General features: G+C 57.9%; 19 protein-coding genes. 3 read left to right on the top strand and 16 right to left on the bottom strand.

All coding sequences use genetic code 11. The features are described from left to right. Window positions 1-35: 35 nt before the first annotated feature. The gene (locus CKW17_RS11755; RefSeq protein ID WP_095119947.1) at window positions 36-902 is read left to right on the top strand and encodes a pirin family protein; all 867 of its coding nucleotides are present in this window, start codon (window positions 36-38) and stop codon (window positions 900-902) included. A 483-nt stretch (window positions 903-1,385) separates the two neighbouring features. Here CKW17_RS11755 and CKW17_RS11750 read toward each other — a convergent pair whose 3' ends face one another. The 4 genes from CKW17_RS11750 to CKW17_RS11735 form a co-directional block, all read right to left on the bottom strand. After that, on the bottom strand, window positions 1,386-2,114 hold the full coding sequence (locus CKW17_RS11750) for a dienelactone hydrolase family protein (RefSeq protein WP_077571713.1): 729 nt from the start codon (window positions 2,112-2,114) through the stop codon (window positions 1,386-1,388). A gap of 68 nt (window positions 2,115-2,182) precedes the next feature. Next, window positions 2,183-4,087 (bottom strand): molecular chaperone HtpG, encoded by a 1,905-nt coding sequence (htpG, locus tag CKW17_RS11745; RefSeq protein WP_095120113.1) that lies wholly within the window; start codon window positions 4,085-4,087, stop codon window positions 2,183-2,185. An 82-nt stretch (window positions 4,088-4,169) separates the two neighbouring features. Then, complete coding sequence (locus CKW17_RS11740) at window positions 4,170-4,622, bottom strand: PaaI family thioesterase (RefSeq protein ID WP_095119946.1); 453 nt, start codon at window positions 4,620-4,622, stop codon at window positions 4,170-4,172. Further along, the gene (locus CKW17_RS11735; RefSeq protein WP_095119945.1) at window positions 4,619-5,095 is read right to left on the bottom strand and encodes a PaaI family thioesterase; all 477 of its coding nucleotides are present in this window, start codon (window positions 5,093-5,095) and stop codon (window positions 4,619-4,621) included. The genes CKW17_RS11740 and CKW17_RS11735 overlap by 4 nt, the downstream gene beginning before the upstream one ends. 158 nt (window positions 5,096-5,253) lie before the next feature. On the opposite strand from CKW17_RS11735, the gene CKW17_RS11730 reads away from it, so the two are divergent. Then, window positions 5,254-5,490 carry a hypothetical protein gene (locus CKW17_RS11730; RefSeq protein WP_007919867.1) on the top strand — a complete coding sequence of 79 codons (237 nt, stop codon included), beginning with the start codon at window positions 5,254-5,256 and terminating at the stop codon, window positions 5,488-5,490. A gap of 78 nt (window positions 5,491-5,568) precedes the next feature. Here CKW17_RS11730 and CKW17_RS11725 read toward each other — a convergent pair whose 3' ends face one another. The 12 genes from CKW17_RS11725 to sdhC all read right to left on the bottom strand — a co-directional run bounded on the left by CKW17_RS11725 (window position 5,569) and on the right by sdhC (window position 19,964). Next, window positions 5,569-5,970 carry an MAPEG family protein gene (locus CKW17_RS11725; RefSeq protein WP_095119944.1) on the bottom strand — a complete coding sequence of 134 codons (402 nt, stop codon included), beginning with the start codon at window positions 5,968-5,970 and terminating at the stop codon, window positions 5,569-5,571. Further along, window positions 5,970-6,707, bottom strand: coding sequence for a DUF599 domain-containing protein (locus CKW17_RS11720; protein ID WP_095119943.1), 738 nt, complete (start codon window positions 6,705-6,707; stop codon window positions 5,970-5,972). Before CKW17_RS11720 ends, CKW17_RS11725 begins: the two co-directional genes overlap by 1 nt. Window positions 6,708-6,978: 271 nt before the next feature. Further along, window positions 6,979-8,292, bottom strand: coding sequence for a branched-chain amino acid transport system II carrier protein (brnQ, locus tag CKW17_RS11715; RefSeq protein ID WP_095119942.1), 1,314 nt, complete (start codon window positions 8,290-8,292; stop codon window positions 6,979-6,981). 319 nt (window positions 8,293-8,611) lie between these two features. After that, window positions 8,612-9,493 (bottom strand): succinate--CoA ligase subunit alpha, encoded by an 882-nt coding sequence (gene sucD / locus CKW17_RS11710; RefSeq protein WP_008082972.1) that lies wholly within the window; start codon window positions 9,491-9,493, stop codon window positions 8,612-8,614. Further along, window positions 9,493-10,659 (bottom strand): ADP-forming succinate--CoA ligase subunit beta, encoded by a 1,167-nt coding sequence (gene sucC, locus CKW17_RS11705; protein ID WP_007919879.1) that lies wholly within the window; start codon window positions 10,657-10,659, stop codon window positions 9,493-9,495. The genes sucD and sucC overlap by 1 nt, the downstream gene beginning before the upstream one ends. A 182-nt stretch (window positions 10,660-10,841) precedes the next feature. Continuing rightward, the gene (gene lpdA, locus CKW17_RS11700) at window positions 10,842-12,278 is read right to left on the bottom strand and encodes a dihydrolipoyl dehydrogenase (RefSeq protein ID WP_095119941.1); all 1,437 of its coding nucleotides are present in this window, start codon (window positions 12,276-12,278) and stop codon (window positions 10,842-10,844) included. 108 nt (window positions 12,279-12,386) lie between these two features. Then, window positions 12,387-13,610, bottom strand: coding sequence for a 2-oxoglutarate dehydrogenase complex dihydrolipoyllysine-residue succinyltransferase (odhB, locus tag CKW17_RS11695; RefSeq protein ID WP_095119940.1), 1,224 nt, complete (start codon window positions 13,608-13,610; stop codon window positions 12,387-12,389). 42 nt (window positions 13,611-13,652) lie between these two features. Continuing rightward, window positions 13,653-16,484 (bottom strand): 2-oxoglutarate dehydrogenase E1 component, encoded by a 2,832-nt coding sequence (locus CKW17_RS11690; protein WP_095119939.1) that lies wholly within the window; start codon window positions 16,482-16,484, stop codon window positions 13,653-13,655. A gap of 251 nt (window positions 16,485-16,735) precedes the next feature. Continuing rightward, window positions 16,736-17,440 carry a succinate dehydrogenase iron-sulfur subunit gene (locus tag CKW17_RS11685; protein ID WP_038364054.1) on the bottom strand — a complete coding sequence of 235 codons (705 nt, stop codon included), beginning with the start codon at window positions 17,438-17,440 and terminating at the stop codon, window positions 16,736-16,738. 11 nt (window positions 17,441-17,451) lie between these two features. Further along, window positions 17,452-19,224: a succinate dehydrogenase flavoprotein subunit gene (gene sdhA, locus CKW17_RS11680; RefSeq protein WP_038363946.1), complete on the bottom strand. Its 1,773-nt coding sequence runs from the start codon at window positions 19,222-19,224 to the stop codon at window positions 17,452-17,454. A 3-nt stretch (window positions 19,225-19,227) separates the two neighbouring features. Next, complete coding sequence (sdhD, locus tag CKW17_RS11675; protein ID WP_007919900.1) at window positions 19,228-19,596, bottom strand: succinate dehydrogenase, hydrophobic membrane anchor protein; 369 nt, start codon at window positions 19,594-19,596, stop codon at window positions 19,228-19,230. Then, window positions 19,590-19,964 carry a succinate dehydrogenase, cytochrome b556 subunit gene (gene sdhC / locus CKW17_RS11670; RefSeq protein WP_038363944.1) on the bottom strand — a complete coding sequence of 125 codons (375 nt, stop codon included), beginning with the start codon at window positions 19,962-19,964 and terminating at the stop codon, window positions 19,590-19,592. The genes sdhD and sdhC overlap by 7 nt, the downstream gene beginning before the upstream one ends. 362 nt (window positions 19,965-20,326) lie before the next feature. On the opposite strand from sdhC, the gene gltA reads away from it, so the two are divergent. Then, entirely contained in the window at window positions 20,327-21,616 is a 1,290-nt protein-coding gene (gltA, locus tag CKW17_RS11665) for a citrate synthase (RefSeq protein WP_007919904.1), read from the top strand. Window positions 21,617-22,597 lie beyond the last annotated feature (981 nt).

The raw sequence follows: 22,597 nt of genomic DNA, 5'->3' as shown, positions 1-22,597 counted from the left end.
GCTTCTGGCATCACCCGCTCAGCCTGGAATGCACCATGGACACGCAACCTCTGATCATCCGCCCGCGCGCCGAAGACGTCGAAGGCCAGCCGATTCTGCGCCCCTTGCCGTCAGCCAAATGCCGCAGCGTTGGGCCGTTCGTGTTTTTTGATCACATGCTCGAGACGTTTTATCCGACGGGCAAAGGCATGAACATCCGACAGCACCCGCACATCGGTCTGTCGACGCTGACATATCTGTTCCAAGGACAAATCCAGCACAAGGACAGCCTGGGCTCCAATCAGGTGGTCAGCGCTGGAGATGTCAGCTGGATGACCGCCGGCAGCGCGATTGCGCACGTTGAACGCACGCCGGAACCGTTGTGGGACCAGAGCTTCACCATGCACGGCTTGCAGATCTGGCTGGCCTCGCCCAAGGATCACGAGCAGGGTCCGGGGCATTACAGTCACCACCCGGCGGCGACCTTGCCGGTCAGCGATAACCTTGGCGTACAGATCCGCATGATTGCCGGGTCAGGCTTTTGCCTGGAATCGCCGGTGCCGGTGCTTTCTCCTACGTTGTATGCGGAAGTGAAAATGCAAACGGCGACCACTCTGCTGATTCCGACCGAGCATGAAGAACGGGCGGTTTATGTGCTGAGTGGGGATGCGCAGTTGAATGGCGTGGCGATCGAGCCGCATGCGCTGGTGGTGCTGCCGGCCGGGGTAGAGATGAGCCTGTTTGCCGAAAGCGATGTGCACGCGGTGGTGTTCGGCGGCGCGGCGCTGGACGGGCCGCGGCGGATCAACTGGAATTTTGTCGCGAGCGATCCGGCGGCGATTGATGAGGCGCGGCGCAAATGGGCGGACGGGGACTGGCCGACGGTGCCGGGGGAAGTTGAGCGGATCGAGTTGCCGCGCTGAAAAGCCACCCTCACCCCAGCCCTCTCCCGGAGGGAGAGGGGGCCGACCGAGGTGTCTTACGTCATACATCGACCTGAAAAGTCTTGGCGATTATGGATTCACCAAGACACTTTCAGGTCGACGCATTGGTTGAGCACCCACCATCAGCACCCTCACCCCAGCCCTCCCGGAGGGAGAGGGGGCCGACCGAGGTGTCTTGCGTCATACATCGACCCGAAAAATCTTGGCGATTATGGATTCACCAAGACACTTTCAGGTCGACGCATTGGTTGAGCACCCACCATCAGCACCCTCACCCCAGCCCTCTCCCGGAGGGAGAGGGAGCCGACCGAGGTGTCTGGGGTAATACATCGACCTGAAAAATCTTGGCGATTATGGATTCAGCACAGCCCTTTCAGGTCGGCGTTACCCTCAAGCATCCCCCAATCAGTCACCTCTCCCTCCGGGAGAGGGCTAGGGTGAGGGGCTTTTGATTTTCAGGCTTCAGCCCTTAAACACTTCATCCAGCAAATCATGCATCGATTTGAACGCGCGCTTGGCGGTCTTCGCGTCGTACATCATCTTGCCCGGCACATTGGCATGCGGATCGGTAAACGAGTGCACCGCACCGCCGTAGCTCAGCAACTGCCAATCCACCTTCGCCGCATTCATCTCGTCTTCAAACGCCGGCAACTGCTCTTTCGGCACCAACGGGTCGGCAGCACCGTGCAACACCAGCACCGAGCCCTTGATGTTCTGCGCATCCGCCGGGTTCGGCGAATCCAGCGTGCCGTGGAACGACACAGCAGCCTTCACCGGCGCACCAGTGCGCGCCAGATCCAGTGCACAGCAACCGCCAAAGCAGAACCCAAACACCGCCAGCTTCGAAGTATCCACCGCCGCTTCGCCCTGCTTCTGCAACTGCTCGAACGCCGCTTGCATACGCGTGCGCAGCAACGCACGGTCGTCCTTCAACGGCATCATCGCCGCGCCAGCCTGATCGGCGTTCTGTGGACGCACAGCCTGACCGTAAACGTCAGCAATCAACACCACGTAGCCCTTGGCCGCGACCGACTTGGCGATTTCTTCGGCTCCGGCGCTGACGCCCATCCAGTTCGGCGCCATCAACAAACCCGGACGCGCGCCTTTGTGCTCAGCGTCGAACGCCAAGCGACCTTCATAAGGCTGGCCGTCAATCTGATAGACCACGGAACGTACAGTGACTTGGCTCATTTCTGACTCCTGATTGGTTAAACACCAGAATGAAAAAACCCGCCGAAGCGGGTTTTTCTACGACTTGGTTAAACCGACAGTTCAACCAGCAGCTTGTTCAGACGACGCACATACGCGGCCGGATCTTTCAAGCTGTCACCCGCCGCCAGCGCAGCCTGGTCAAAGAGGATGTGCGACAGGTCGCCAAAACGCTCTTCGCTCTGCTCGCCATCGAGTTTCTCGATCAGCGGGTGGCTTGGGTTGAATTCGAAGATCGGCTTCGAATCCGGAACCTTCTGACCGCTGGCTTCGAGGATCTGGCGCATTTGCAGACCCAGATCCTGCTCGCCGATGGCCAGAATGGCCGGCGAATCGGTCAGACGATGGGAAACCCGAACTTCAGCCACGGAATCGCCCAGCGCAGTTTTCAGACGCTCGACCAGACCTTCTTTGGACTTGGCGACTTCTTCTGCGGCTTTCTTGTCCTCTTCCGAGTCCAGGTTGCCCAGATCGAGGTCACCACGTGCCACGTCGACAAAGGTCTTGCCGTCGAACTCGCTGAGGTAGCTCATCAGCCACTCGTCGATACGGTCGGTCAGCAGCAGCACTTCGATGCCTTTCTTGCGGAAGACTTCCAGGTGCGGGCTGTTCTTGACCTGCGCGTAGGTTTCGCCGGTGAGGTAGTAGATCTTGTCCTGACCTTCCTTGGCGCGTGCCAGGTAGTCGGCCAGACCGACGATCTGCTCGCCGTCGTCGCCTTGGGTCGATGCGAAACGCAGCAGACCGGCAATTTTTTCCTTGTTAGCGAAGTCTTCTGCCGGGCCTTCTTTCATGACCTGACCGAAGTTCTTCCAGAAGCCCTTGTATTGCTCAGGCTCGTTCTTCGCCAGTTTTTCCAGCATGTCGAGCACGCGCTTGGTCAGCGCGGTCTTCATCGAATCGATGATCGGGTCTTTCTGCAGAATTTCCCGCGACACGTTCAGCGACAGATCATTGGAATCGACCACGCCTTTGATGAAGCGCAGGTACAGCGGCAGGAATGACTCGGCCTGATCCATAACGAACACACGCTGCACGTATAGCTTCAGGCCTTTCGGCGCTTCACGCTGGTACAGGTCGAACGGTGCGCGGGCCGGCACGTACAGCAGCGAGCTGTACTCAAGCTTGCCTTCGACTTTGTTGTGGCTCCAGGCCAGCGGGTTTTCAAAGTCGTGAGCGATGTGCTTGTAGAACTCCTGGTATTCCTCGTCCTTCACTTCAGTGCGCGGACGGGTCCACAGGGCGCTGGCGCGGTTGACGGTTTCCCATTCAACGGCCGGAGCCTCTTCACCTTCGGCTGCGGTTGCTTCTTTCGGCAGCTCGATCGGCAAAGCGATGTGGTCGGAGTACTTCTTGATGATGTTGCGCAAACGCCAGCCATCAGCGAATTCGTCTTCTGCCGCTTTCAGGTGCAGAACGATACGGGTGCCGCGCTCTGGTTTGTCGATGGTGGCGACTTCGAACTCGCCCTCGCCTTTCGACGACCAGTGCACGCCTTCGCTGGCCGGGGTGCCGGCGCGACGGCTGTATACGTCAACCTGGTCGGCAACGATGAACGCAGAGTAGAAGCCCACACCGAACTGGCCGATCAGGTGCGAATCTTTCTTCTGATCGCCCGAGAGATTTTTCATGAAATCAGCGGTGCCGGATTTGGCGATGGTCCCCAGGTGGGTGATCACATCGTCACGGTTCATGCCGATACCGTTGTCTTCGAGGGTGACGGTTTTGGCGTCCTTGTCGAAGCTCACACGGATTTTCAGATCTGCACCACCTTCGAGCAACTCTGGCTTGGCCAGGGCTTCGAAGCGCAGTTTGTCGACAGCGTCAGAGGCGTTCGAGATCAATTCGCGAAGGAAAATTTCCTTGTTGGAATACAGCGAATGGATCATGAGGTGCAGCAGCTGCTTTACCTCGGTCTGGAAGCCCAGGGTTTCCTTTTGAGTTTCCACACTCATGGTCATCAAACTCCAATCAGATGGCAGTGGCCGCGACCCGAAATGGTCAGCGGCGGGTTGTCTTGTGAGTTTGGGGCGCTGTTCAGGATTTCAAGGGCTCATCGATTTTGAAGTGTGCACGAGCGGTGGCAATCGGTTCGCCTTCGGTACTTTGCCAGGCTGTGATGGCAACGTTGGCAACACGCCGGCCCTGGCGGCAGACCTGACACTTGGCCCAAGTATCGCGAAACTGCCCGGCGCGCAGGTAATCGAGGGAGAAGTCGATGATCTTCGGCACGCCGGGCGCGCCGGTGAAAATCAACAGATGCAGGGCAGCAGCCAGCTCCATGAATCCGGCAATCACCCCGCCGTGGATGGCCGGTAATAAAGGGTTACCAATGTTGTCCTTGTTCGCCGGCAGCTTGAACAACAGTTCATCGCCAACGCGCGAACATTCAATGCCGATCAGACCGGCGTACGGGATCAGTTTCAGCAACGGCGCATAGTCGCCTTCCGCGTGGGCCTGTTGCAGTTGTTGCTTGAGGTCTTCGCTCACCGACTTTCTCCCTTGATCGCGCCGCCGAAACCTTTGCTGCCTTTGAGGCCCTTGCCCATGCGCATGAAGGTGCCGACAACATGGGCGATGGGCTGCTCGGGATCATCCTGGTAAGCGAAGCCACGGGCGAAGATCACATCGGTGGTCACGCGATAGCACTGGGCGAAGCCATACACCGCTTTATTCGGCTCGGCGGCGTGCATGTAATCGATGCGCAGGTCGAGGGTCGGGCAAACCTCGAATTCCGGCAGCACGCACAACGTCGACATGCCACACGCGGTGTCCATCAACGCCGTAATCGCGCCGCCATGGATCACCCCGGTTTCCGGGTTACCGACGATTTGTGGGCTGTACGGCAGGATCACTGTCAGCCCTTCGCTTGAGGCGCTGTGCACCTGTAAACCCAGCACCTGACAGTGACGCAACGCCGATAGAAATCGCGTCGCACGCTCAAAAACGGGGTTTTCGGCCATATGATAATTACTCTCGTTAGAGCCTTTTGCCAGTAGTAAGCAAAACAGCAAAAGTTCCGTGTAAAAACAAACTTATATATCTGAAAGAAATGAGGAACTTAACCTGTAGCGCCGAGTTCTTAAGGCCAGTAGTTATTTTCCATAAGGAGAAACACCCCATGCGTAAGACTTTTGCTATTGCCTTGATGTTGACCGCTTCCCTCGGTCTCGCTGCCTGCGATAAAAAATCCGAGGACAAAGCTCAAGATGCCAACCAACATGCTGAACAAGCTCAGCAGGACATGAACAAAGCTCAGGATAAAGTGAACGACGCTGCGAAAGAAAACGCCGAAGCTGCCAAAGCTCAGGCTGAATCGAACGCCGCTGCTCAAGAAGAAGCTGCCAAGAAGCAATAATTTGCTTTTTGCTGCAGAAAAAAGAAAACCCGCCAAGTGCGGGTTTTCTTTTGCCTGTCATTTAGTGCCAGGCTCGCCTTAGAGCAAGACAGTTCTAAAAGTCGGACTAATCATCAGTAACAGCGAACAGACTAAACCAACTAGCCATACCAGACTGCGCAGCTTGGGCAGATCGGCCAGATAGAACCACAAGTAGAGGATCCGCGCGATCACGAAGATGATCGCCAATGTATCGATCAGCCAGCCTGCCGTTTGCGTGGTGTGCGCCATCAACACACCGACTGCGAACAGGATGAAAGCTTCGATACTGTTCTGGTGAGCCGCCAGCGCCCTCGCACCGTAACCGGTCAGTTGCGCCTGTTGCTGGCGCGGCAGGTGATTGTTGTACCCGCCCTGCTCTTTCATCGCTTTGCCCACCGGCATACGCGCGATATAGATCATCAGTGCACTGATAAACACACACCAGAACGGAATACTCATCAAGCAGCCTCTTTGTTCGCCTCGGGGATGGGCGCCTCTGTAGGGGTATAGACCATTACATCGAGAACGTCGGAATGAAACTCGCGGCGGTACAAGACCAATACCACCCCGGCGCTCATCAGCATGAACAACCACGGGCTGACGAACCAGGCCAGCATGGTCATGCCGAAATAATAGGAGCGCAAACCGAAGTTGAACTGGTTGGCCGCCATCGAAATCACCCGCGCCGCCCGCGCCGCGAAGGCCTTGCGCTCCTGTTCGGAAACATGTCGTTCACCGATCATTGGCGCCGAGCCGACCAACACGGCCGCAAAGTTGTACTGACGCATGCACCAGCTGAAAGTGAAGAAGGCATAGACGAACACCATCGCCAGACACAGCAACTTGATTTCCGACATGCCCTGCGACGCCTGCTGCACCATCGGGATGTCTGCCAGCAACGACACCGCCCGTTCGGATGCACCGAGCACGGTAAGAATACCGGCGAGGATGATTAGCGTGCTGGAGGCGAAGAACGATGCATTGCGTTCCAGATTGCCGATCACACTGGCATCGGCAATGCGGTTGTCGCGCAGCAGCATGCGGCGCATCCAGTCTTCGCGGTACAAGTGCAGCACACTGGCCAGGCATGCAGTATCACGCCCCTTCCACGAGGCATAACGGGTGTAACCGCCCCAGCAGATGACAAACCAGACGGCGGCAAGCAGGTGGATCAGGTTGGCTTGGATGAACGACATGCAATTCCCTGTGGAGTATGGATGCTACCTGTGGGAGCGAGCCTGCTCCGGGCGGCGTTCCGACGAAAGCGGCGTATCACGCAACATTGATGGCGGCTGACACAACGCTTTCGCGAGCAGGCTCGCTCCCACATTGAGATTTCGGCAACCCTTCGACGTTAGCTCAGGGAAAAAGACACTGCCTGACGCGCATAAAAAATGCCCCGTATCGATTGATACGGGGCATTTCTGTTTAAGCGTTGAAGACCCGCTTTTGGCGGGTCAGGCAACGTCAGGCAACCGCTTCGCTGCGCTTGCCCAGCAGACGATCGCAAACCACTGCAACCACCAGGGTCATCACGCACGGCACCAGCCACGCGAGGCCCTGCTCGCTCAGTGGCAGGTGCGACATTTGCGATGGCATCCAGTCGGCCAGACCGGCGCCTTTCAACGCGTCGATGGTACCGAACACGAACGACACCAGCATTACCGGACCGAGAATGCGGCCGTGCTCATGCCAGAAGTCTTTGCAGAAGCTCAGCGCCACCAACACGATGCACGGCGGATAGATTGCGGTCAGCACCGGAATCGAGAACGCAATCAGCTTGGTCAGGCCCAGGTTGGAGACCAGCAGCGAGAACGCCGCCAGAATGATCACTAGGGTCTTGTAGGACAGTGGCAGCACACGGCTGAAGTATTCAGCGCAAGCACAGGTCAGACCTACCGCCGTCACCAGACACGCCAGCGAGATCAGCACCGCGAGGAAACCGCTGCCCAACGAACCGAAGGTGTGTTGCACGTAGGCGTGCAATACCGCCGCGCCGTTGGTCGCGCCTGCTGCCACTTCGTGGCTGCCGGAACCGAGGCGGAACAGGCTGACATAGACCAGCGCCAGACCGACACCGGCAATCAGCCCGGCGATGATCGCGTAACGGGTGATCAGCGCCGGCGACTCGACGCCACGGGAGCGGATCGCGTTAACGATGACGATGCCGAATACCAGTGCACCCAGGGTATCCATGGTCAGGTAACCATTGATGAACCCTTGGGAGAACGGCGCCGCTACGTACTCTGGCGTGCCGTGGCCGATGTCACCCGCCGGCAAGGCGAATGCAGCAATGCCGAGCACCGCCAGCGCGATGATCTTCAACGGCGCGAGGAAACGGCCAACGGTATCCAGCAAACGCCCAGGGTAGAGCGAGATGAAGAACACCAGCAGGAAGTACACCGAGCTGTAGAGGAACAGCGCCAGTGGGCTTTCGCCGGTCAGCGGCGCCAGACCCACTTCAAACGATACGGTCGCGGTACGCGGCGTGGCGAACAACGGGCCGACCGCCAGGTAGCACGCTGCCGCCAGAATGCCGCCAGCGATCTTGCCGATCGGGCTGCTCAACGCATCCATCGCCCCACCGACCTTGGCCAGTGCGACGACGGTGATCACCGGCAGACCGACCGCGGTGATCAGGAAGCCCAGCGCGGCCATCCAGACGTGAGGTCCGGCCTGCAAGCCAACGATAGGCGGGAAAATGATGTTGCCAGCCCCGACGAACAGGGCAAACGTCATAAAGCCAAGTGCCAGGATGTCCTGACCTTTCAAAACTTTCATTAAGGTAATACCACACTACTGAATCGGAATTTAGAGGGGGATTGCCCTGTGTAATTAGGGAAATGCTGTCGATCCGTATGGGACTGACCCTTAAAGCGCGTTGCATGCCTTGTGGGCGGCAGACGCAAAAATGGCTGCTAGCCTAACGAATTTGCTTTGCAAACGCACTGTTAGAGGGCGAACTATCCGATACGCGACGTTTCCGTGTCGCGTTTTTGCATGTAATTGGGGGCAAGCCTATAAATCAGCGAATGCCAGAAACGACAAAGGCCACCCGAAGGTGGCCTTTGTTTGGTAAAGCGTCAGCTAAGCGCGAGGCTTACTTGACAGCCCAACCAGTCAGCTCGGCCAGGGCCTTGCCGATGTCTGCCAGCGAACGCACGGTTTTAACGCCTGCGTCTTGCAGTGCAGCGAATTTCTCGTCTGCAGTGCCTTTGCCGCCAGAGATGATTGCGCCAGCATGGCCCATGCGCTTGCCCGGAGGAGCAGTCACACCAGCGATGTAGGAAACAACCGGCTTGGTCACGTGTGCCTTGATGTAGGCAGCCGCTTCTTCTTCAGCCGAACCGCCGATCTCACCGATCATGACGATCGCTTCGGTCTTCGGGTCTTCCTGGAACAGCTTCAGGATGTCGATGAAGTTCGAACCCGGGATCGGGTCACCACCGATGCCGACGCAAGTCGACTGACCGAAACCGGCGTCAGTAGTCTGCTTCACAGCTTCGTAGGTCAGGGTGCCGGAACGCGAAACGATACCGACCTTGCCTGGCAAGTGAATGTGACCTGGCATGATGCCGATCTTGCACTCGCCCGGAGTGATAACGCCTGGGCAGTTAGGGCCGATCAGGACTACGCCCAGCTCGTCGCACTTAACTTTAGCGTCCAGCATGTCCAGGGTAGGAATGCCTTCGGTGATGCAGACGATCAGCTTGATGCCGCCGAATGCCGCTTCCAGGATCGAATCTTTGCAGAAAGGAGCCGGAACGTAGATCACGGAAGCGGTAGCGCCAGTGGCTTCTACTGCGTCTTTAACGGTGTTGAACACTGGCAGACCCAGGTGCTCGGTGCCGCCTTTGCCAGGAGTAACGCCACCAACCATTTTGGTGCCGTATTCGATGGCTTGCTGGGTGTGGAAACTACCTTGCGAACCGGTAATACCCTGGCAGATAACTTTGGTGTCTTTATTGATCAGGACGCTCATTATTTGCCCTCCGCAGCTTTGACAACTTGTTGAGCAGCGTCGGTCAGGCTGGTAGCAGCGATGATGTTCAAACCGCTTTCTGCCAGTACTTTAGCGCCCAGCTCAGCGTTGTTGCCTTCAAGGCGAACAACAACCGGGATTTTCACGCCGACTTCTTTCACAGCGCCGATGATGCCTTCGGCAATCATGTCGCAGCGAACGATGCCGCCAAAGATGTTGACCAGTACTGCAGCGACGTTGGTGTCGGACAGGATGATCTTGAACGCTTCAGTTACGCGTTCTTTGGTAGCGCCACCACCTACGTCGAGGAAGTTGGCTGGCTTGCCGCCATGCAGGTTGACGATGTCCATGGTACCCATGGCCAGGCCAGCACCGTTGACCATGCAGCCGATGTTGCCTTCCAGTGCCACGTAGTTCAGTTCGAACTTGGCAGCGTGCGCTTCGCGCGGATCGTCTTGCGACGGATCGTGGAAAGTCTTCAGCTTAGGCTGACGGTACATTGCGTTGGCGTCGATGTTGATCTTGGCGTCCAGGCAGTGCAGATCGCCGTCAGCCTTGATCACCAGCGGGTTCACTTCCAGCAGAGCCAGGTCGTGATCCTTGAACAGTTTGGCCAGACCTACGAAGATCTTGGCGAACTGAGCAACCTGCTTGCCTTCCAGACCCAGCTGGAATGCCAGCTCGCGACCCTGGAATGGCTGAGCGCCAACCAGTGGATCGATAGTGGCCTTGAGAATTTTTTCTGGAGTGTCGTGAGCGATTTTCTCGATGTCCACGCCACCTTCGGTGGAAGCCATGAACACGATACGACGGCTCGAACGGTCAACGACAGCGCCCAGGTACAGCTCTTTAGCGATATCAGTGCACGATTCAACCAGGATCTTGGTGACTGGCTGGCCATTGGCGTCAGTCTGGTAAGTCACCAGACGCTTGCCCAGCCACTGCTGTGCGAAGGCTTTGGCGTCTTCTTTGCTGCGAACCAGCTTGACGCCGCCCGCTTTACCGCGACCACCGGCGTGGACCTGGGCTTTGACAACCCACTCGCTGCCGCCGATTTTGTCGCAAGCTTCTGCTGCTGCTTCCGGGGTGTCTACTGCGTAACCAGTGGAAACTGGCAGGCCGTATTCAGCGAACAGCTGCTTACCCTGATACTCGTGAAGATTCATGCTTTTTACCGTCTTCGTTAGGTACTGCGCATTCGGCGCTGCGCTCGTTTGAGTGCCGCGCCACCTGTGACTGCTGCTTGCGTAGCTGAGCTACGCAAGACTGCGTCCAGCGGACATTCCGCGGTGAGACTTGCTCGCAAGGCTCACGACGGGCCGTTACCGCCGTGGTTTCTTATTGTCTGTTAACGCTTTTTGCGGTTGGCAATGTGGATGGCGCCGCCATTCACCGCCAGAGCAGCTTCGTGCAAGGCTTCAGACAGGGTCGGATGGGAGAAAACCATCATGCCCAGGTCTTCAGCGCTGGTGCCGAATTCCATACCGATCGCGCCCTGCTGAACCAGTTCTGCAGCGCTCGGGCCAATCACGTGCACGCCCAATACGCGGTCAGTCTTGGCATCAGCGATGACCTTGACGAAACCACCGGTATCGTTGGCGGCCATGGCACGGCCGGAAGCGGCGAACGGGAAGGTGCCGACGTTAACTTCAACGCCTTCAGCTTTCAAGGCCTGCTCGGTTTTGCCAACCCACGCGATTTCCGGGTGAGTATAAATAACCGAAGGGATCAGGTCATAGTTCATCTGGGCTTTGTGGCCCTTGATGCGCTCGACAACCATGATGCCTTCTTCCGATGCCTTGTGAGCCAGCATCATGCCGCGAACCACGTCACCGATGGCGAAAACGCCCGGTACGGTGGTCGCGCAGTGATCGTCAACGTGCACGAAACCGCGCTCGTCGAGGGTCACGCCGCTATCGGAAGCCAGCAGATCAGTGGTCACCGGACGGCGACCAACGGCTACGATCAGCTTGTCGAAAGTGATGGTCTGTTCGCCGTTGGCATCGGTGTAGTTCACAACGACTTCGTCGCCGTTCACTTTCGAGCCGGTCACGCGAGCGCCCAGCTTGATGTCCAGACCCTGTTTGGTCAGGGTTTTCAGCGCTTCCTTGGAAACAGCGGTGTCCGCTGCCATCAGGAAAGTATCCAGCGCTTCCAGAACAACCACTTCCGAACCCAGACGCGACCACACCGAACCCAGCTCCAGACCGATCACGCCAGCGCCGATCACGCCCAGACGCTTAGGTACGCTTTGGAATTCCAGTGCGCCAGTCGAATCGACGATGACTTTCTGATCAACCGGAGCCGGCGGAATGTCGATCGGACGCGAACCTGGAGCCAGGATGACGTTTTCAGCTTCGATGATTTCAACCGAGCCGTCTGGCTTGGTGACTTCGACTTTCTTGCCAGCCAGCAGTTTGCCGTGGCCCTGAATCGAAGTAACGCCGTTGGCCTTGAACAGGGTGGCAACGCCGCCGGTCAGGTTCTTGACGATGCCAGCCTTGCGGCCAACCATCGCAGCGACGTCCATTTTGACTTCGCCAGTCGAGATACCGTGAACGTTGAAGCTTTCTTTCGCTTCCTTGTATTTCCAGGAGCTGTCGAGCAGCGCCTTGGAAGGAATGCAGCCCACGTTCAGGCAGGTGCCGCCCAGGGCTTGCTTGCCTTCAGCGTCGGTGTACTTCTCGATGCAGGCAGTGGTCAGACCCAGCTGCGCGGCCTTGATGGCAGCCACGTAGCCACCAGGGCCAGCACCGATCACTACTACGTCAAATTTCTGCGACATTCAAAAAATCCTCTTTAGCAATAAAGCTACAAGCCGCAAGCAACAAGCTCCAAGCCCACCCGCTCGCCTTGAGCTTGAGGCTTGTAGCTGAAAGCTTGCAGCTGCTTTTTAGATATCCAGCAACAGACGAGCCGGATCTTCCAGCAGGTTCTTGATGGTCACCAGGAAGGTCACAGCTTCTTTGCCATCGATCAGACGGTGATCGTAGGACAGTGCCAGGTACATCATCGGACGGATAACGACCTGACCGTTGATGGCCATAGGACGCTGGATGATGTTGTGCATGCCCAGAATCGCTGCCTGCGGCGGGTTGACGATCGGGGTCGACATCATCGAACCGAAGGTACCACCGTTGGTGATGGTGAAGGTACCACCGGTCATCTCGTCCATCGACAGTTTGCCGTCACGGGCTTTTTTGCCGAATGTTGCGATGCCGCCTTCGATTTCAGCCAGGCTCATCAGCTCGGCGTTACGCAGAACCGGAACAACCAGGCCACGGTCGCTGGAAACGGCAACGCCGATGTCCGCATAACCGTGGTAAACGATGTCGCCGCCGTCGATCGACGCGTTGACAGCCGGGAAGCGTTTCAGCGCTTCGGTGGCCGCTTTCACGAAGAACGACATGAAGCCCAGGCGTACGCCGTTGTGGGACTTCTCGAACAGATCCTTGTACTTCGAACGCAGGGCCATGACTTCAGTCATGTCGACTTCGTTGAAAGTGGTCAGCATCGCCATGCTCGACTGCGCTTCAACCAGACGCTTGGCCACGGTGGCACGCACGCGGGTCATCGGTACGCGCTTCTCGATGCGGTCGCCAGCAGCGAACACAGGAGCGGCGGCCGAAGGAGCAGCAGCCTTGGCAGGCGCGGCAGCCGGAGCGGCTTTCTTGGCAGCAACCGCTGCAACCACGTCTTCCTTGGTCACACGACCGCCTTTGCCGGTGCCGGCAACGGAAGCGATGTTGATGCCGTTTTCTTCTGCCAGCTTGCGCGCAGCAGGAGCAGCAACAGGATCGTCTTCGCCTTCAGCAGCAGCCGGGGCAGCGGCAGCAGCGGCCGGAGCAGCAGCGGCGGCTGGAGCAGCGGCAGCAGCGCCGCCCGCTTCGATGGAGCCCAGCACTTCGTCGGACAGAACGGTGTCGCCTTCGTTCTTGACGATTGCGCCCAGCACGCCGTCAGCGGTGGCCAGCACTTCCAGTACGACTTTGTCGGTTTCGATGTCGACGATCAGGTCGTCACGCTTGACGGCGTCGCCCGGTTGTTTGTGCCAGGTGGCAACGGTGCCATCGGCAACCGATTCCGGGAAAGTGGGGGCTTTGATCTCGATAGCCATTATCTGTGGTTCCTTAAATTCGGTTTCAGGTGCGCGAAGGCGTTAAATGGTAAACGCGTCTTGCAGGAGTTTTTCCTGCTGCTCGGCGTGCATCGATGCGTAACCACAAGCTGGGGCAGCAGAAGCCTCACGGCCCGCGTACTCAAGTACGAGAGACTTGTCGAGGTTACCGATGCTGCGACGCAAGTGGTGCTGGCTGCAGTACCAGGCGCCCTGGTTCATCGGCTCTTCCTGACACCAAACGGCATTTTTGACGTTGGTGTATGGAGCCAGGACTTCTTTCAAGTCGTCCTCAGGGAATGGGTACAGCTGCTCGATACGCACGATGGCGATATCTTCACGGCCTTCGGCACGGCGTTTTTCCAGCAGGTCGTAGTAGACCTTGCCGCTACACAGAACAACACGCTCGACCTTTTTCGGGTCCAGGGTATCGATTTCCGGGATCACGGTCTGGAACGAACCTTCGGCCAGATCTTCCAGGGTCGAGATGGCCAGTTTGTGGCGCAGCAGCGACTTCGGAGTCAGAACGATCAGCGGCTTGCGCAGCGGACGAATCACCTGACGACGCAGCAAGTGGTAGATCTGTGCTGGCGTGGTCGGTACGGCGACCTGAATGTTGTGCTCGGCGCACAGTTGCAGGTAACGCTCAAGACGCGCCGAGCTGTGCTCAGGTCCCTGACCTTCATAACCGTGTGGCAGCAACATGGTCAGACCGCAGAGACGGCCCCACTTGTGCTCGCCGCTGGTGATGAACTGGTCGATAACAACCTGTGCACCGTTGGCGAAGTCGCCGAACTGGGCTTCCCAGATCACCAGCGCATCCGGCGTGGTGGTCGAGTAACCGTATTCGAACGCCAATACCGCTTCTTCCGACAGGAACGAGTCGTACAGGTCAAAACGTGGCTGACCGTCGTACAGGTGCTGCAGCGGAATGTAGGTGCCTGCGTCTTTCTGGTTGTGCAACACAGCGTGACGGTGCGAGAACGTGCCGCGGCCGATGTCCTGACCGGTCATGCGGATCGGGTGACCTTCGAACGCCAGGGTCGCGTACGCCATGGTTTCGGCGTAACCCCAGTTGATCGGCAGGCCGCCGGCTTGCATTTTCTGACGGTCTTCGTAGATCTTCGAAACCTGACGCTGAACCACGAAGCCTTCCGGAATTTCCAGCAGCTTGGCGGACAGTTCTTGCAGGGTCTTCAGATCAAAGCGGGTGTCGTGACGCGCAGTCCAGGCGTGGCCCAGATACGGACGCCAGTCCACGAACAGCTCTTTGTTCGGCTCTTTGACCAGCGATTTCACGACGTGCAGACCGTTGTCCAGCGCGTTGCGGTATTCGTCGACTTTCGCCTGAACACGCTCTGCGTCCAGCACACCGCTCTGGGTCAGACGATCAGCGTACAGCTCACGGGTGGTGCGCTGCTTGGTGATCTGCTGATACATCAGAGGCTGGGTGCCGCTTGGCTCGTCGGCCTCGTTGTGGCCGCGACGACGGTAGCAGACCAGGTCGATCACCACGTCACGCTTGAACTGCATGCGGTAGTCGATGGCCAACTGGGTCACGAACAACACGGCTTCCGGATCATCGCCATTCACATGGAGGATCGGCGCCTGAATCATCTTGGCAACGTCGGTGGCGTACTCGGTGGAACGCGAGTCCAGCGGGTTGCTGATGGTGAAACCAACCTGGTTGTTGATCACGATGTGCACGGTACCGCCGGTTTTGAAACCGCGGGTCTGCGACATCTGGAAGGTTTCCATGACCACGCCCTGACCTGCGAATGCAGCGTCACCGTGGATGGAGATCGGCAGAACCTTCTCACCGGTCGGGTCGTTACGACGATCCTGACGGGCGCGAACCGAACCTTCGACCACCGGGGAAACGATTTCCAGGTGGGACGGGTTGAACGCCATGGCCAGGTGAACTTCACCGCCGGCGGTCATCACGTTGGACGAGAAGCCCTGGTGGTATTTAACGTCACCGGAACCCAGCTCGACCTTCTTCTTGCCTTCGAACTCGTCGAACAGCTCGCGCGGGTTCTTGCCGAAGGTGTTGACCAGTACGTTCAGACGGCCACGGTGGGCCATGCCGATGACGACTTCCTTGGTACCGTAGGAACCGGAACGCTGGATCAGTTCGTCGAGCATCGGAATCAGGCTTTCGCCGCCTTCCAGACCGAAACGCTTGGTGCCCGGGTATTTGGTGCCCAGGTATTTTTCCAGGCCTTCACCGGCAGTCACGCGTTCCAGCAGGTGGCTCTTGATGTCGGCGGAGTACGTCGGACGACCACGCACGCTTTCCAGACGCTGCTGGAACCACTGGCGCTGCTCGGAATCGGTGATGTGCGTAAATTCAGCGCCGATGGTGCGGCAATATGTCTGCTGCAACGCTTCGTGAATTTCGCGTAGGCTCGCTTCCTCTTTGCCGATGAACAGGTCGCCGGCACGGAAGGTCGTATCAAGATCGGCATTGGTCAAGCCGTAATGATTGATCGACAGGTCTGCAGGTGCAGGACGCTGCCACAGCCCCAGCGGGTCAAGCTGGGCTGCCTGGTGGCCACGCATACGGTAGGCCTGGATCAATCGCAGCACTTCAACTTGCTTCTTCTCGTGCTCACTGCTCACGCTGCCGGCGGAAACCGGTTGAGCGCGGCGCTGGTTCTTTGCCAGCAGCACGAAATGATCGCGAATTGTCGAGTGCGAAACATCAGTGGCAGAGTTGCCGTCGGCAGGCAACTTCTGAAAGTAGGTGCGCCACTCTTCTGGCACAGCGTTAGGGTCGTGCAGGTAGAGCTCATAAAGCTCTTCCACATAGGCAGCGTTTCCACCTGAAAGGTAGGCGCTGTTCCACATGCGCTGCATCACGCTTTCTTGCATGCTTGGTCACCCTCGGTTAGGGGAACACCATCGATGTCGACACCGAGCAAACTTGCAGAAGTCCGAATGCAGCGACTAAAACAAGCCACTTAGGATCACACTGATAGTCCGGGTACCAGCCCGGATGCCCCTGCTTGTCTCATTTCTTCAAAATAAGAGCCGCAGCTTATGGCTACTGCTCTGGTTATAGCCATGACGCGGGTTGAAGCCCGCGCCACAGCCTCTACGGTGCAGCGGTTACAGCAGCTGAATCACACGCCGCTCGAAAGCAGCATGTTACGGATGTGACCGATGGCCTTAGTCGGGTTCAGGCCTTTCGGACATACGTTGACGCAGTTCATGATGCCCCGGCAGCGGAAGACGCTGAACGGGTCATCGAGTGAAGCCAGACGCTCGTTGGTCTTGGTATCACGGCTGTCTGCCAGGAAGCGATAAGCTTGCAGCAGCGCAGCTGGACCCAGGAACTTGTCCGGGTTCCACCAGAAGGATGGGCAAGAGGTCGAGCAGCAAGCGCACAGGATGCACTCGTACAGACCGTCGAGCTTTTCACGCTCTTCCGGAGACTGCAGACGCTCGATGGCCGGAGCCGGCGTGTCGTTCTGCAGGTAAGGCTTCACCTTCTCGTATTGCTTGTAGAAGATGCTCATATCGACGACCAGGTCACGGATAACCGGCAAACCTGGCAGCGGACGAACGATCAGCTTGTTACCTTTTACAACGGCGGACAGCGGCGTGATGCATGCCAGACCGTTCTTGCCGTTGATGTTCATGCCGTCGGAGCCGCAGACGCCTTCACGGCAAGAGCGACGATAGGAGAAACCCTCGTCCTGCTCTTTGATCAGGGCCAGCACGTCCAGCACCATCAGGTCTTTACCACCGGTATCGACCTGGAATTCCTGCATGAACGGCGCAGCGTCCTGATCAGGGTTGTAGCGATAAACACTGACTTGCAACATGGCGGTCACCCTTAATAAGTCCGGACTTTAGGTTCGAAAGTCGGAACAGTCTTCGGCGAGAAGTTCACGGCACGCTTGGTGACGCGCTTGTCACCCGGGAAGTACAGGGTGTGGCACAGCCAGTTTTCGTCGTCACGATCTTCGAAGTCTTCACGGGCGTGAGCACCGCGCGACTCTTTACGTACTTCGGCAGCGATGGCGGTAGCTTCAGCCACTTCCAGCAGGTTTTGCAGTTCCAGCGCTTCGATACGGGCAGTGTTGAACGCCTGCGACTTATCGTTGATCTTCACATTGGCGATGCGGGTACGCAGGTCAGCGAGCTGAGCGATACCTTTCTGCATGTATTCGCCGGTACGGAATACACCGAAGTAGTTCTGCATGCAGCTTTGCAGCTCGCGACGCAGGGTAGCTACGTCTTCGCCGTCGGTACGGTTGTTCAGTGCGTTCAGGCGCGACAGGGCAGCTTCGATGTCGGCTTCGGTAGCGTCGTCGTATTCGATGCCGTCGGTCAGCGCTTTTTCCAGGTGCAGGCCGGCCGCGCGGCCGAATACCACCAGGTCGAGCAGCGAGTTGCCGCCCAGACGGTTGGCACCGTGCACCGATACGCAAGCCACTTCACCTACCGCGAACAGACCCGGGATGATCTGGTCCACGCCTTCGGCGTTCTGGGTGATCGCCTGGCCGTGAATGTTGGTGGCAACGCCGCCCATCATATAGTGGCAAGTCGGAACAACCGGAACCGGCGCAACAACCGGGTCAACGTGGGCGAAAGTCTTCGACAGTTCGCAGATGCCTGGCAGACGGCTGTGCAGCACTTCCTCGCCCAAGTGGTCGAGTTTGAGCATTACGTGGTCGCCATTCGGACCGCAACCGTTGCCGGCGATGATTTCTTTAACCATCGAGCGAGCAACCACGTCACGACCGGCAAGGTCTTTGGCGTTCGGAGCATAACGCTCCATGAAACGCTCGCCGTGCTTGTTGATCAGGTAACCACCTTCACCACGGCAACCTTCTGTAACCAGTACACCGGCGCCGGCGATGCCGGTCGGGTGGAACTGCCACATTTCGATGTCTTGTACCGGTACGCCAGCACGCAGAGCCATGCCGACGCCGTCACCGGTGTTGATCAGGGCGTTGGTGGTGGAAGCGTAGATACGACCTGCACCGCCGGTAGCCAGTACGGTGGCCTTGGCGCGAATGTAGGTGGTTTCGCCGGTTTCGATGCAGATCGCGATCACACCGACGAATTCGCCTTCCTGGTTTTTCACCAGATCGACAGCGTAGTACTCGTTCAGGAACGTGGTACCGGCTTTCAGGTTGCCCTGATAAAGGGTGTGCAGCAGTGCGTGACCGGTACGGTCGGACGCCGCGCAGGTACGCGCAGCCTGGCCGCCCTTGCCGTAATCCTTGGACTGACCGCCGAATGGACGCTGATAGATACGGCCTTGCTCGGTACGCGAGAACGGCAGACCCATGTGGTCCAGCTCGAAAACCGCGGCCGGGCCTTCCTGACACATGTATTCGATAGCGTCCTGGTCACCGATGTAGTCGGAACCCTTGACGGTATCGTACATGTGCCAGCGCCAGTCATCGTTCGGGTCAGCGGACGCGATTGCGCAAGTGATGCCGCCCTGGGCGGATACAGTGTGCGAACGGGTCGGAAAAACCTTGGTGATCACGGCAGTCTTGTGACCGCCCTGTGCCAGTTGCAGCGCAGCGCGCATGCCGGCACCGCCACCACCAATAATGATGGCGTCGAAAGAAATCGTTGGAATGTTAGCCATGACTCAGATACCCCAGAGAATCTGCACACCCCAGACGAAGTAAGCGAACATCGCGATGCCGCAAACTGCCTGGAAAAGGAAACGTACTGCGGTCGCGGACTTGCCCAGCGCCATTGGCGTCAGGTAGTCGGTCGCGATGGTCCACATGCCGACCCAGGCGTGAGCGCCAAGGGCAACGAGGGCCAGCAGACTGAAGATACGCATCCCGTTGTGAGCGAACAGGCCGTGCCACTGGTCGTAGCCAATGCCCGGATTCGCTGCAAGGTATCCGATCAGGAAGATGAAATAAGCCGCGAGAACAACCGCAGACACACGTTGCGCCATCCAGTCATAGAGGCCCGAACGCGAAAGGTTCGTAACGCTGGTTACCATATCCAAACTCCTGCCAGAACGATCAGCACCACGGAAATGGCGATGATGATTTTCGAGCCCAGGCGGCCGCCTTCCAGCGTCTCACCGATGCCCATGTCCATGATCAAGTGGCGCACACCGGCTACCAGGTGATACAGCAGAGCGGACAGGAGGCCCCATGCTACGAACTTGGCCAGCGGGCTGGTCAAGCATGCCTTCACTTCGGCAAAACCTTCCTCGGAACCCAGAGACTTGCCCAATGCATAAAGCATGAAGCCGATACCCAGGAAGAGGATGATGCCGGAAACACGGTGAAGAAACGACGTAACGCCGGTGATGGGGAGTTTGATGGTCCTTAGGTCTAGGTTTACAGGTCGTTGGCTTTTCACGGCTTTTTTTTCACACTGAAGAGCCCCTAACAATCAGGGCAAAGTTGTTGGGGAGTGCACTGGTCAGGTAACCACCACCCAGGGATGCGACCCCCAATAAAGCAGGCCCAAAAGCCCTTGGCGGTCGGTGGCCGAGTATAGACAGTTAGGCTACTAATGACAACGCAATCACCTACCCCAAATAGCTGATTGCACAAGTCGTATAAAAGGCGTAAATGGCAGTCAATTTCGAGGAAAAAGTACGCTTAAAGCCTTCTGGAGCAAGACTTTAGGCAAATTGACATTCGAATTTATCTCACTATAGTGGTGCGGGCCCTGCGTGGGGGGTCTGTCTGATGGTTCAAGCATAAATAGGAGGCCACATGGCTGACAAAAAAGCGCAGTTGATCATCGAGGGCGCAGCCCCCGTCGAGCTGCCCATTTTAACCGGCACCGTTGGTCCCGATGTAATCGATGTTCGGGGCCTGACGGCCACGGGCCGCTTCACTTTCGACCCTGGTTTCATGTCGACCGCCTCGTGCGAGTCGAAGATCACCTATATCGACGGCGACAACGGCATTCTGTTGCACCGCGGCTACCCGATCGAACAGCTGGCTGAAAAGTCGGACTACCTGGAAACCTGCTATCTGCTGCTCAACGGCGAACTGCCGACCGCAGAACAGAAGGCCCAGTTCGTCAGCACCGTGAAAAACCACACCATGGTTCACGAGCAGCTGAAAACCTTCTTCAACGGTTTCCGTCGCGACGCCCACCCGATGGCCGTCATGTGCGGTGTAGTCGGCGCCCTCTCGGCCTTCTACCACGACTCCCTCGACATCAATAACCCGCAGCATCGCGAAATCTCCGCGATCCGTCTGGTTGCCAAGATGCCGACCCTGGCAGCGATGGTTTACAAGTACTCCATGGGCCAACCCATGATGTACCCGCGCAACGATCTGACGTACGCGGAAAACTTCCTGCACATGATGTTCAACACCCCGTGCGAGATCAAACCGATCAGCCCGGTACTCGCCAAGGCCATGGACCGGATTTTCATCCTCCATGCCGACCACGAGCAGAACGCATCGACCTCCACCGTGCGTCTGGCCGGCTCTTCGGGTGCCAACCCGTTCGCCTGTATCGCCGCCGGTATCGCCGCACTGTGGGGCCCTGCCCACGGCGGTGCGAACGAAGCCGTGCTGACCATGCTTGACGAGATTGGCGATGTTTCGAACATCGACAAGTTCATCGCCAAGGCCAAGGACAAGAACGATCCGTTCAAGCTGATGGGCTTCGGTCACCGCGTTTACAAGAACCGCGACCCTCGCGCGACTGTCATGAAGCAGACCTGCGACGAAGTACTGAAGGAACTGGGCATCAACAACGATCCGCAACTCGAACTGGCCATGCGCCTGGAAGAGATCGCGCTGACCGACCCGTACTTCATCGAACGCTCGCTGTACCCGAACGTCGACTTCTACTCGGGGATCATCCTCAAGGCGATCGGCATTCCAACCAGCATGTTCACCGTGATTTTCGCGCTGGCACGTACTGTTGGCTGGATTTCGCACTGGAAAGAGATGCTCTCCAGCCCGTACAAGATTGGCCGTCCGCGCCAGCTGTACACTGGTTACGAGTCGCGTGATATTTCCAAGCTGGAAGACCGCAAATAAGACCTGTCTTGCGATAACGTCTTAAGTTGTACCGGGAACGGCCTCTATTTATATAGGGGCCGTTTTTGTTTGTGCTGTGGCAGTTTTATTGGATTGGGGGCATATCCGTTGCTGCGGGTGGTGCTGCTGGCGGTTTCGCTCTTACAGCGAGTCCCTTTTTCAAACGCCAAAAAGGAACCAAAAGGCTTTGCCCCTGGCGTACGGCACTTCGCTGAGGCTCAGTGTTCCCTCGCTACGGTGTCCATCCGGGGGCATCGCCTACGGTTTGCTTCGCTGCACCTCCTCTCGATGAATGCGGCTGCGCCGCACGGCGCTGCGCGCCTACCCCCGGATGAACACCTACGCTCGGCCTGCCGATGGGGCAAAAGATCAAAAGCCGAAGCCAAAGCCAAAGCAAGATCAAAAGCAAGATCAAAAGCCAGATCAAGAGCCCCTCACCCTAGCCCTCTCCCGGAGGGAGAGGGGACTGATTGAGGTGTTTGGGGGAAGCTACGCCGACGTGCGATACCGCGTTGAACTCAGGCTTTGAAAAGCACCGAAATCAGCACCCTCTCCTTCCACTCCCGGAGGGAGAGGGGACTGATCGTGGTGTTTGGGGGAGATACGCCGACGTGCGATACCGCGTTGAACTCAGATTCTGAAAAGCTCACAAATCGGCCCCCTCTCCCTCGGGAGAAGGCTGGGGTGAGGGGCAGCAACAACGCAAATCAAAAGCCGAACATCCGCTCTTAACCACTCAATAGGCCGAGTGTCAGCTCGCCTGCTCTTGATCTTGCTCCACGGGCGACGTCGGAAGGCTGAGTGGAGGGATTGATCCGGGCGTGGGAGCGCAGCGACCGTTTGGCGAAGCCAAACACAGCGAGAGGAGGTGCAGCGAAGCAAACCGTAGGCGATGCGCCCGGATGGATCCCGGAGCGAAGGAACCCCGAGCCCCTCAGCGAGCGGGCCGCACGTAGGAGCAAGCCTTTTTGGTTACTTTTT

Origin of the sequence: Pseudomonas sp. Irchel s3f10, assembly GCF_900187515.1 — a bacterium.
In the GTDB taxonomy this organism is placed as follows: domain Bacteria; phylum Pseudomonadota; class Gammaproteobacteria; order Pseudomonadales; family Pseudomonadaceae; genus Aquipseudomonas; species Aquipseudomonas tensinigenes.
Note: the sequence above shows the minus strand (reverse complement) of the source record. Positions and strands in the feature narration are given on the sequence as shown.

Excerpts from the sequence above, each read along its gene's own strand:
- CKW17_RS11755 (WP_095119947.1), top strand. The coding sequence starts at position 36 with ATGGACACGCAACCTCTGATCATCCGCCCGCGCGCCGAAGACGTCGAA.
- CKW17_RS11750 (WP_077571713.1), bottom strand. The coding sequence starts at position 2,114 with ATGAGCCAAGTCACTGTACGTTCCGTGGTCTATCAGATTGACGGCCAG.
- htpG (WP_095120113.1), bottom strand. The coding sequence starts at position 4,087 with ATGAGTGTGGAAACTCAAAAGGAAACCCTGGGCTTCCAGACCGAGGTA.
- CKW17_RS11735 (WP_095119945.1), bottom strand. The coding sequence starts at position 5,095 with ATGGCCGAAAACCCCGTTTTTGAGCGTGCGACGCGATTTCTATCGGCG.
- CKW17_RS11730 (WP_007919867.1), top strand. The coding sequence starts at position 5,254 with ATGCGTAAGACTTTTGCTATTGCCTTGATGTTGACCGCTTCCCTCGGT.
- CKW17_RS11725 (WP_095119944.1), bottom strand. The coding sequence starts at position 5,970 with ATGAGTATTCCGTTCTGGTGTGTGTTTATCAGTGCACTGATGATCTAT.
- CKW17_RS11720 (WP_095119943.1), bottom strand. The coding sequence starts at position 6,707 with ATGTCGTTCATCCAAGCCAACCTGATCCACCTGCTTGCCGCCGTCTGG.
- brnQ (WP_095119942.1), bottom strand. The coding sequence starts at position 8,292 with ATGAAAGTTTTGAAAGGTCAGGACATCCTGGCACTTGGCTTTATGACG.
- sucD (WP_008082972.1), bottom strand. The coding sequence starts at position 9,493 with ATGAGCGTCCTGATCAATAAAGACACCAAAGTTATCTGCCAGGGTATT.
- sucC (WP_007919879.1), bottom strand. The coding sequence starts at position 10,659 with ATGAATCTTCACGAGTATCAGGGTAAGCAGCTGTTCGCTGAATACGGC.
- lpdA (WP_095119941.1), bottom strand. The coding sequence starts at position 12,278 with ATGTCGCAGAAATTTGACGTAGTAGTGATCGGTGCTGGCCCTGGTGGC.
- odhB (WP_095119940.1), bottom strand. The coding sequence starts at position 13,610 with ATGGCTATCGAGATCAAAGCCCCCACTTTCCCGGAATCGGTTGCCGAT.
- CKW17_RS11690 (WP_095119939.1), bottom strand. The coding sequence starts at position 16,484 with ATGCAAGAAAGCGTGATGCAGCGCATGTGGAACAGCGCCTACCTTTCA.
- CKW17_RS11685 (WP_038364054.1), bottom strand. The coding sequence starts at position 17,440 with ATGTTGCAAGTCAGTGTTTATCGCTACAACCCTGATCAGGACGCTGCG.
- sdhA (WP_038363946.1), bottom strand. The coding sequence starts at position 19,224 with ATGGCTAACATTCCAACGATTTCTTTCGACGCCATCATTATTGGTGGT.
- sdhD (WP_007919900.1), bottom strand. The coding sequence starts at position 19,596 with ATGGTAACCAGCGTTACGAACCTTTCGCGTTCGGGCCTCTATGACTGG.
- gltA (WP_007919904.1), top strand. The coding sequence starts at position 20,327 with ATGGCTGACAAAAAAGCGCAGTTGATCATCGAGGGCGCAGCCCCCGTC.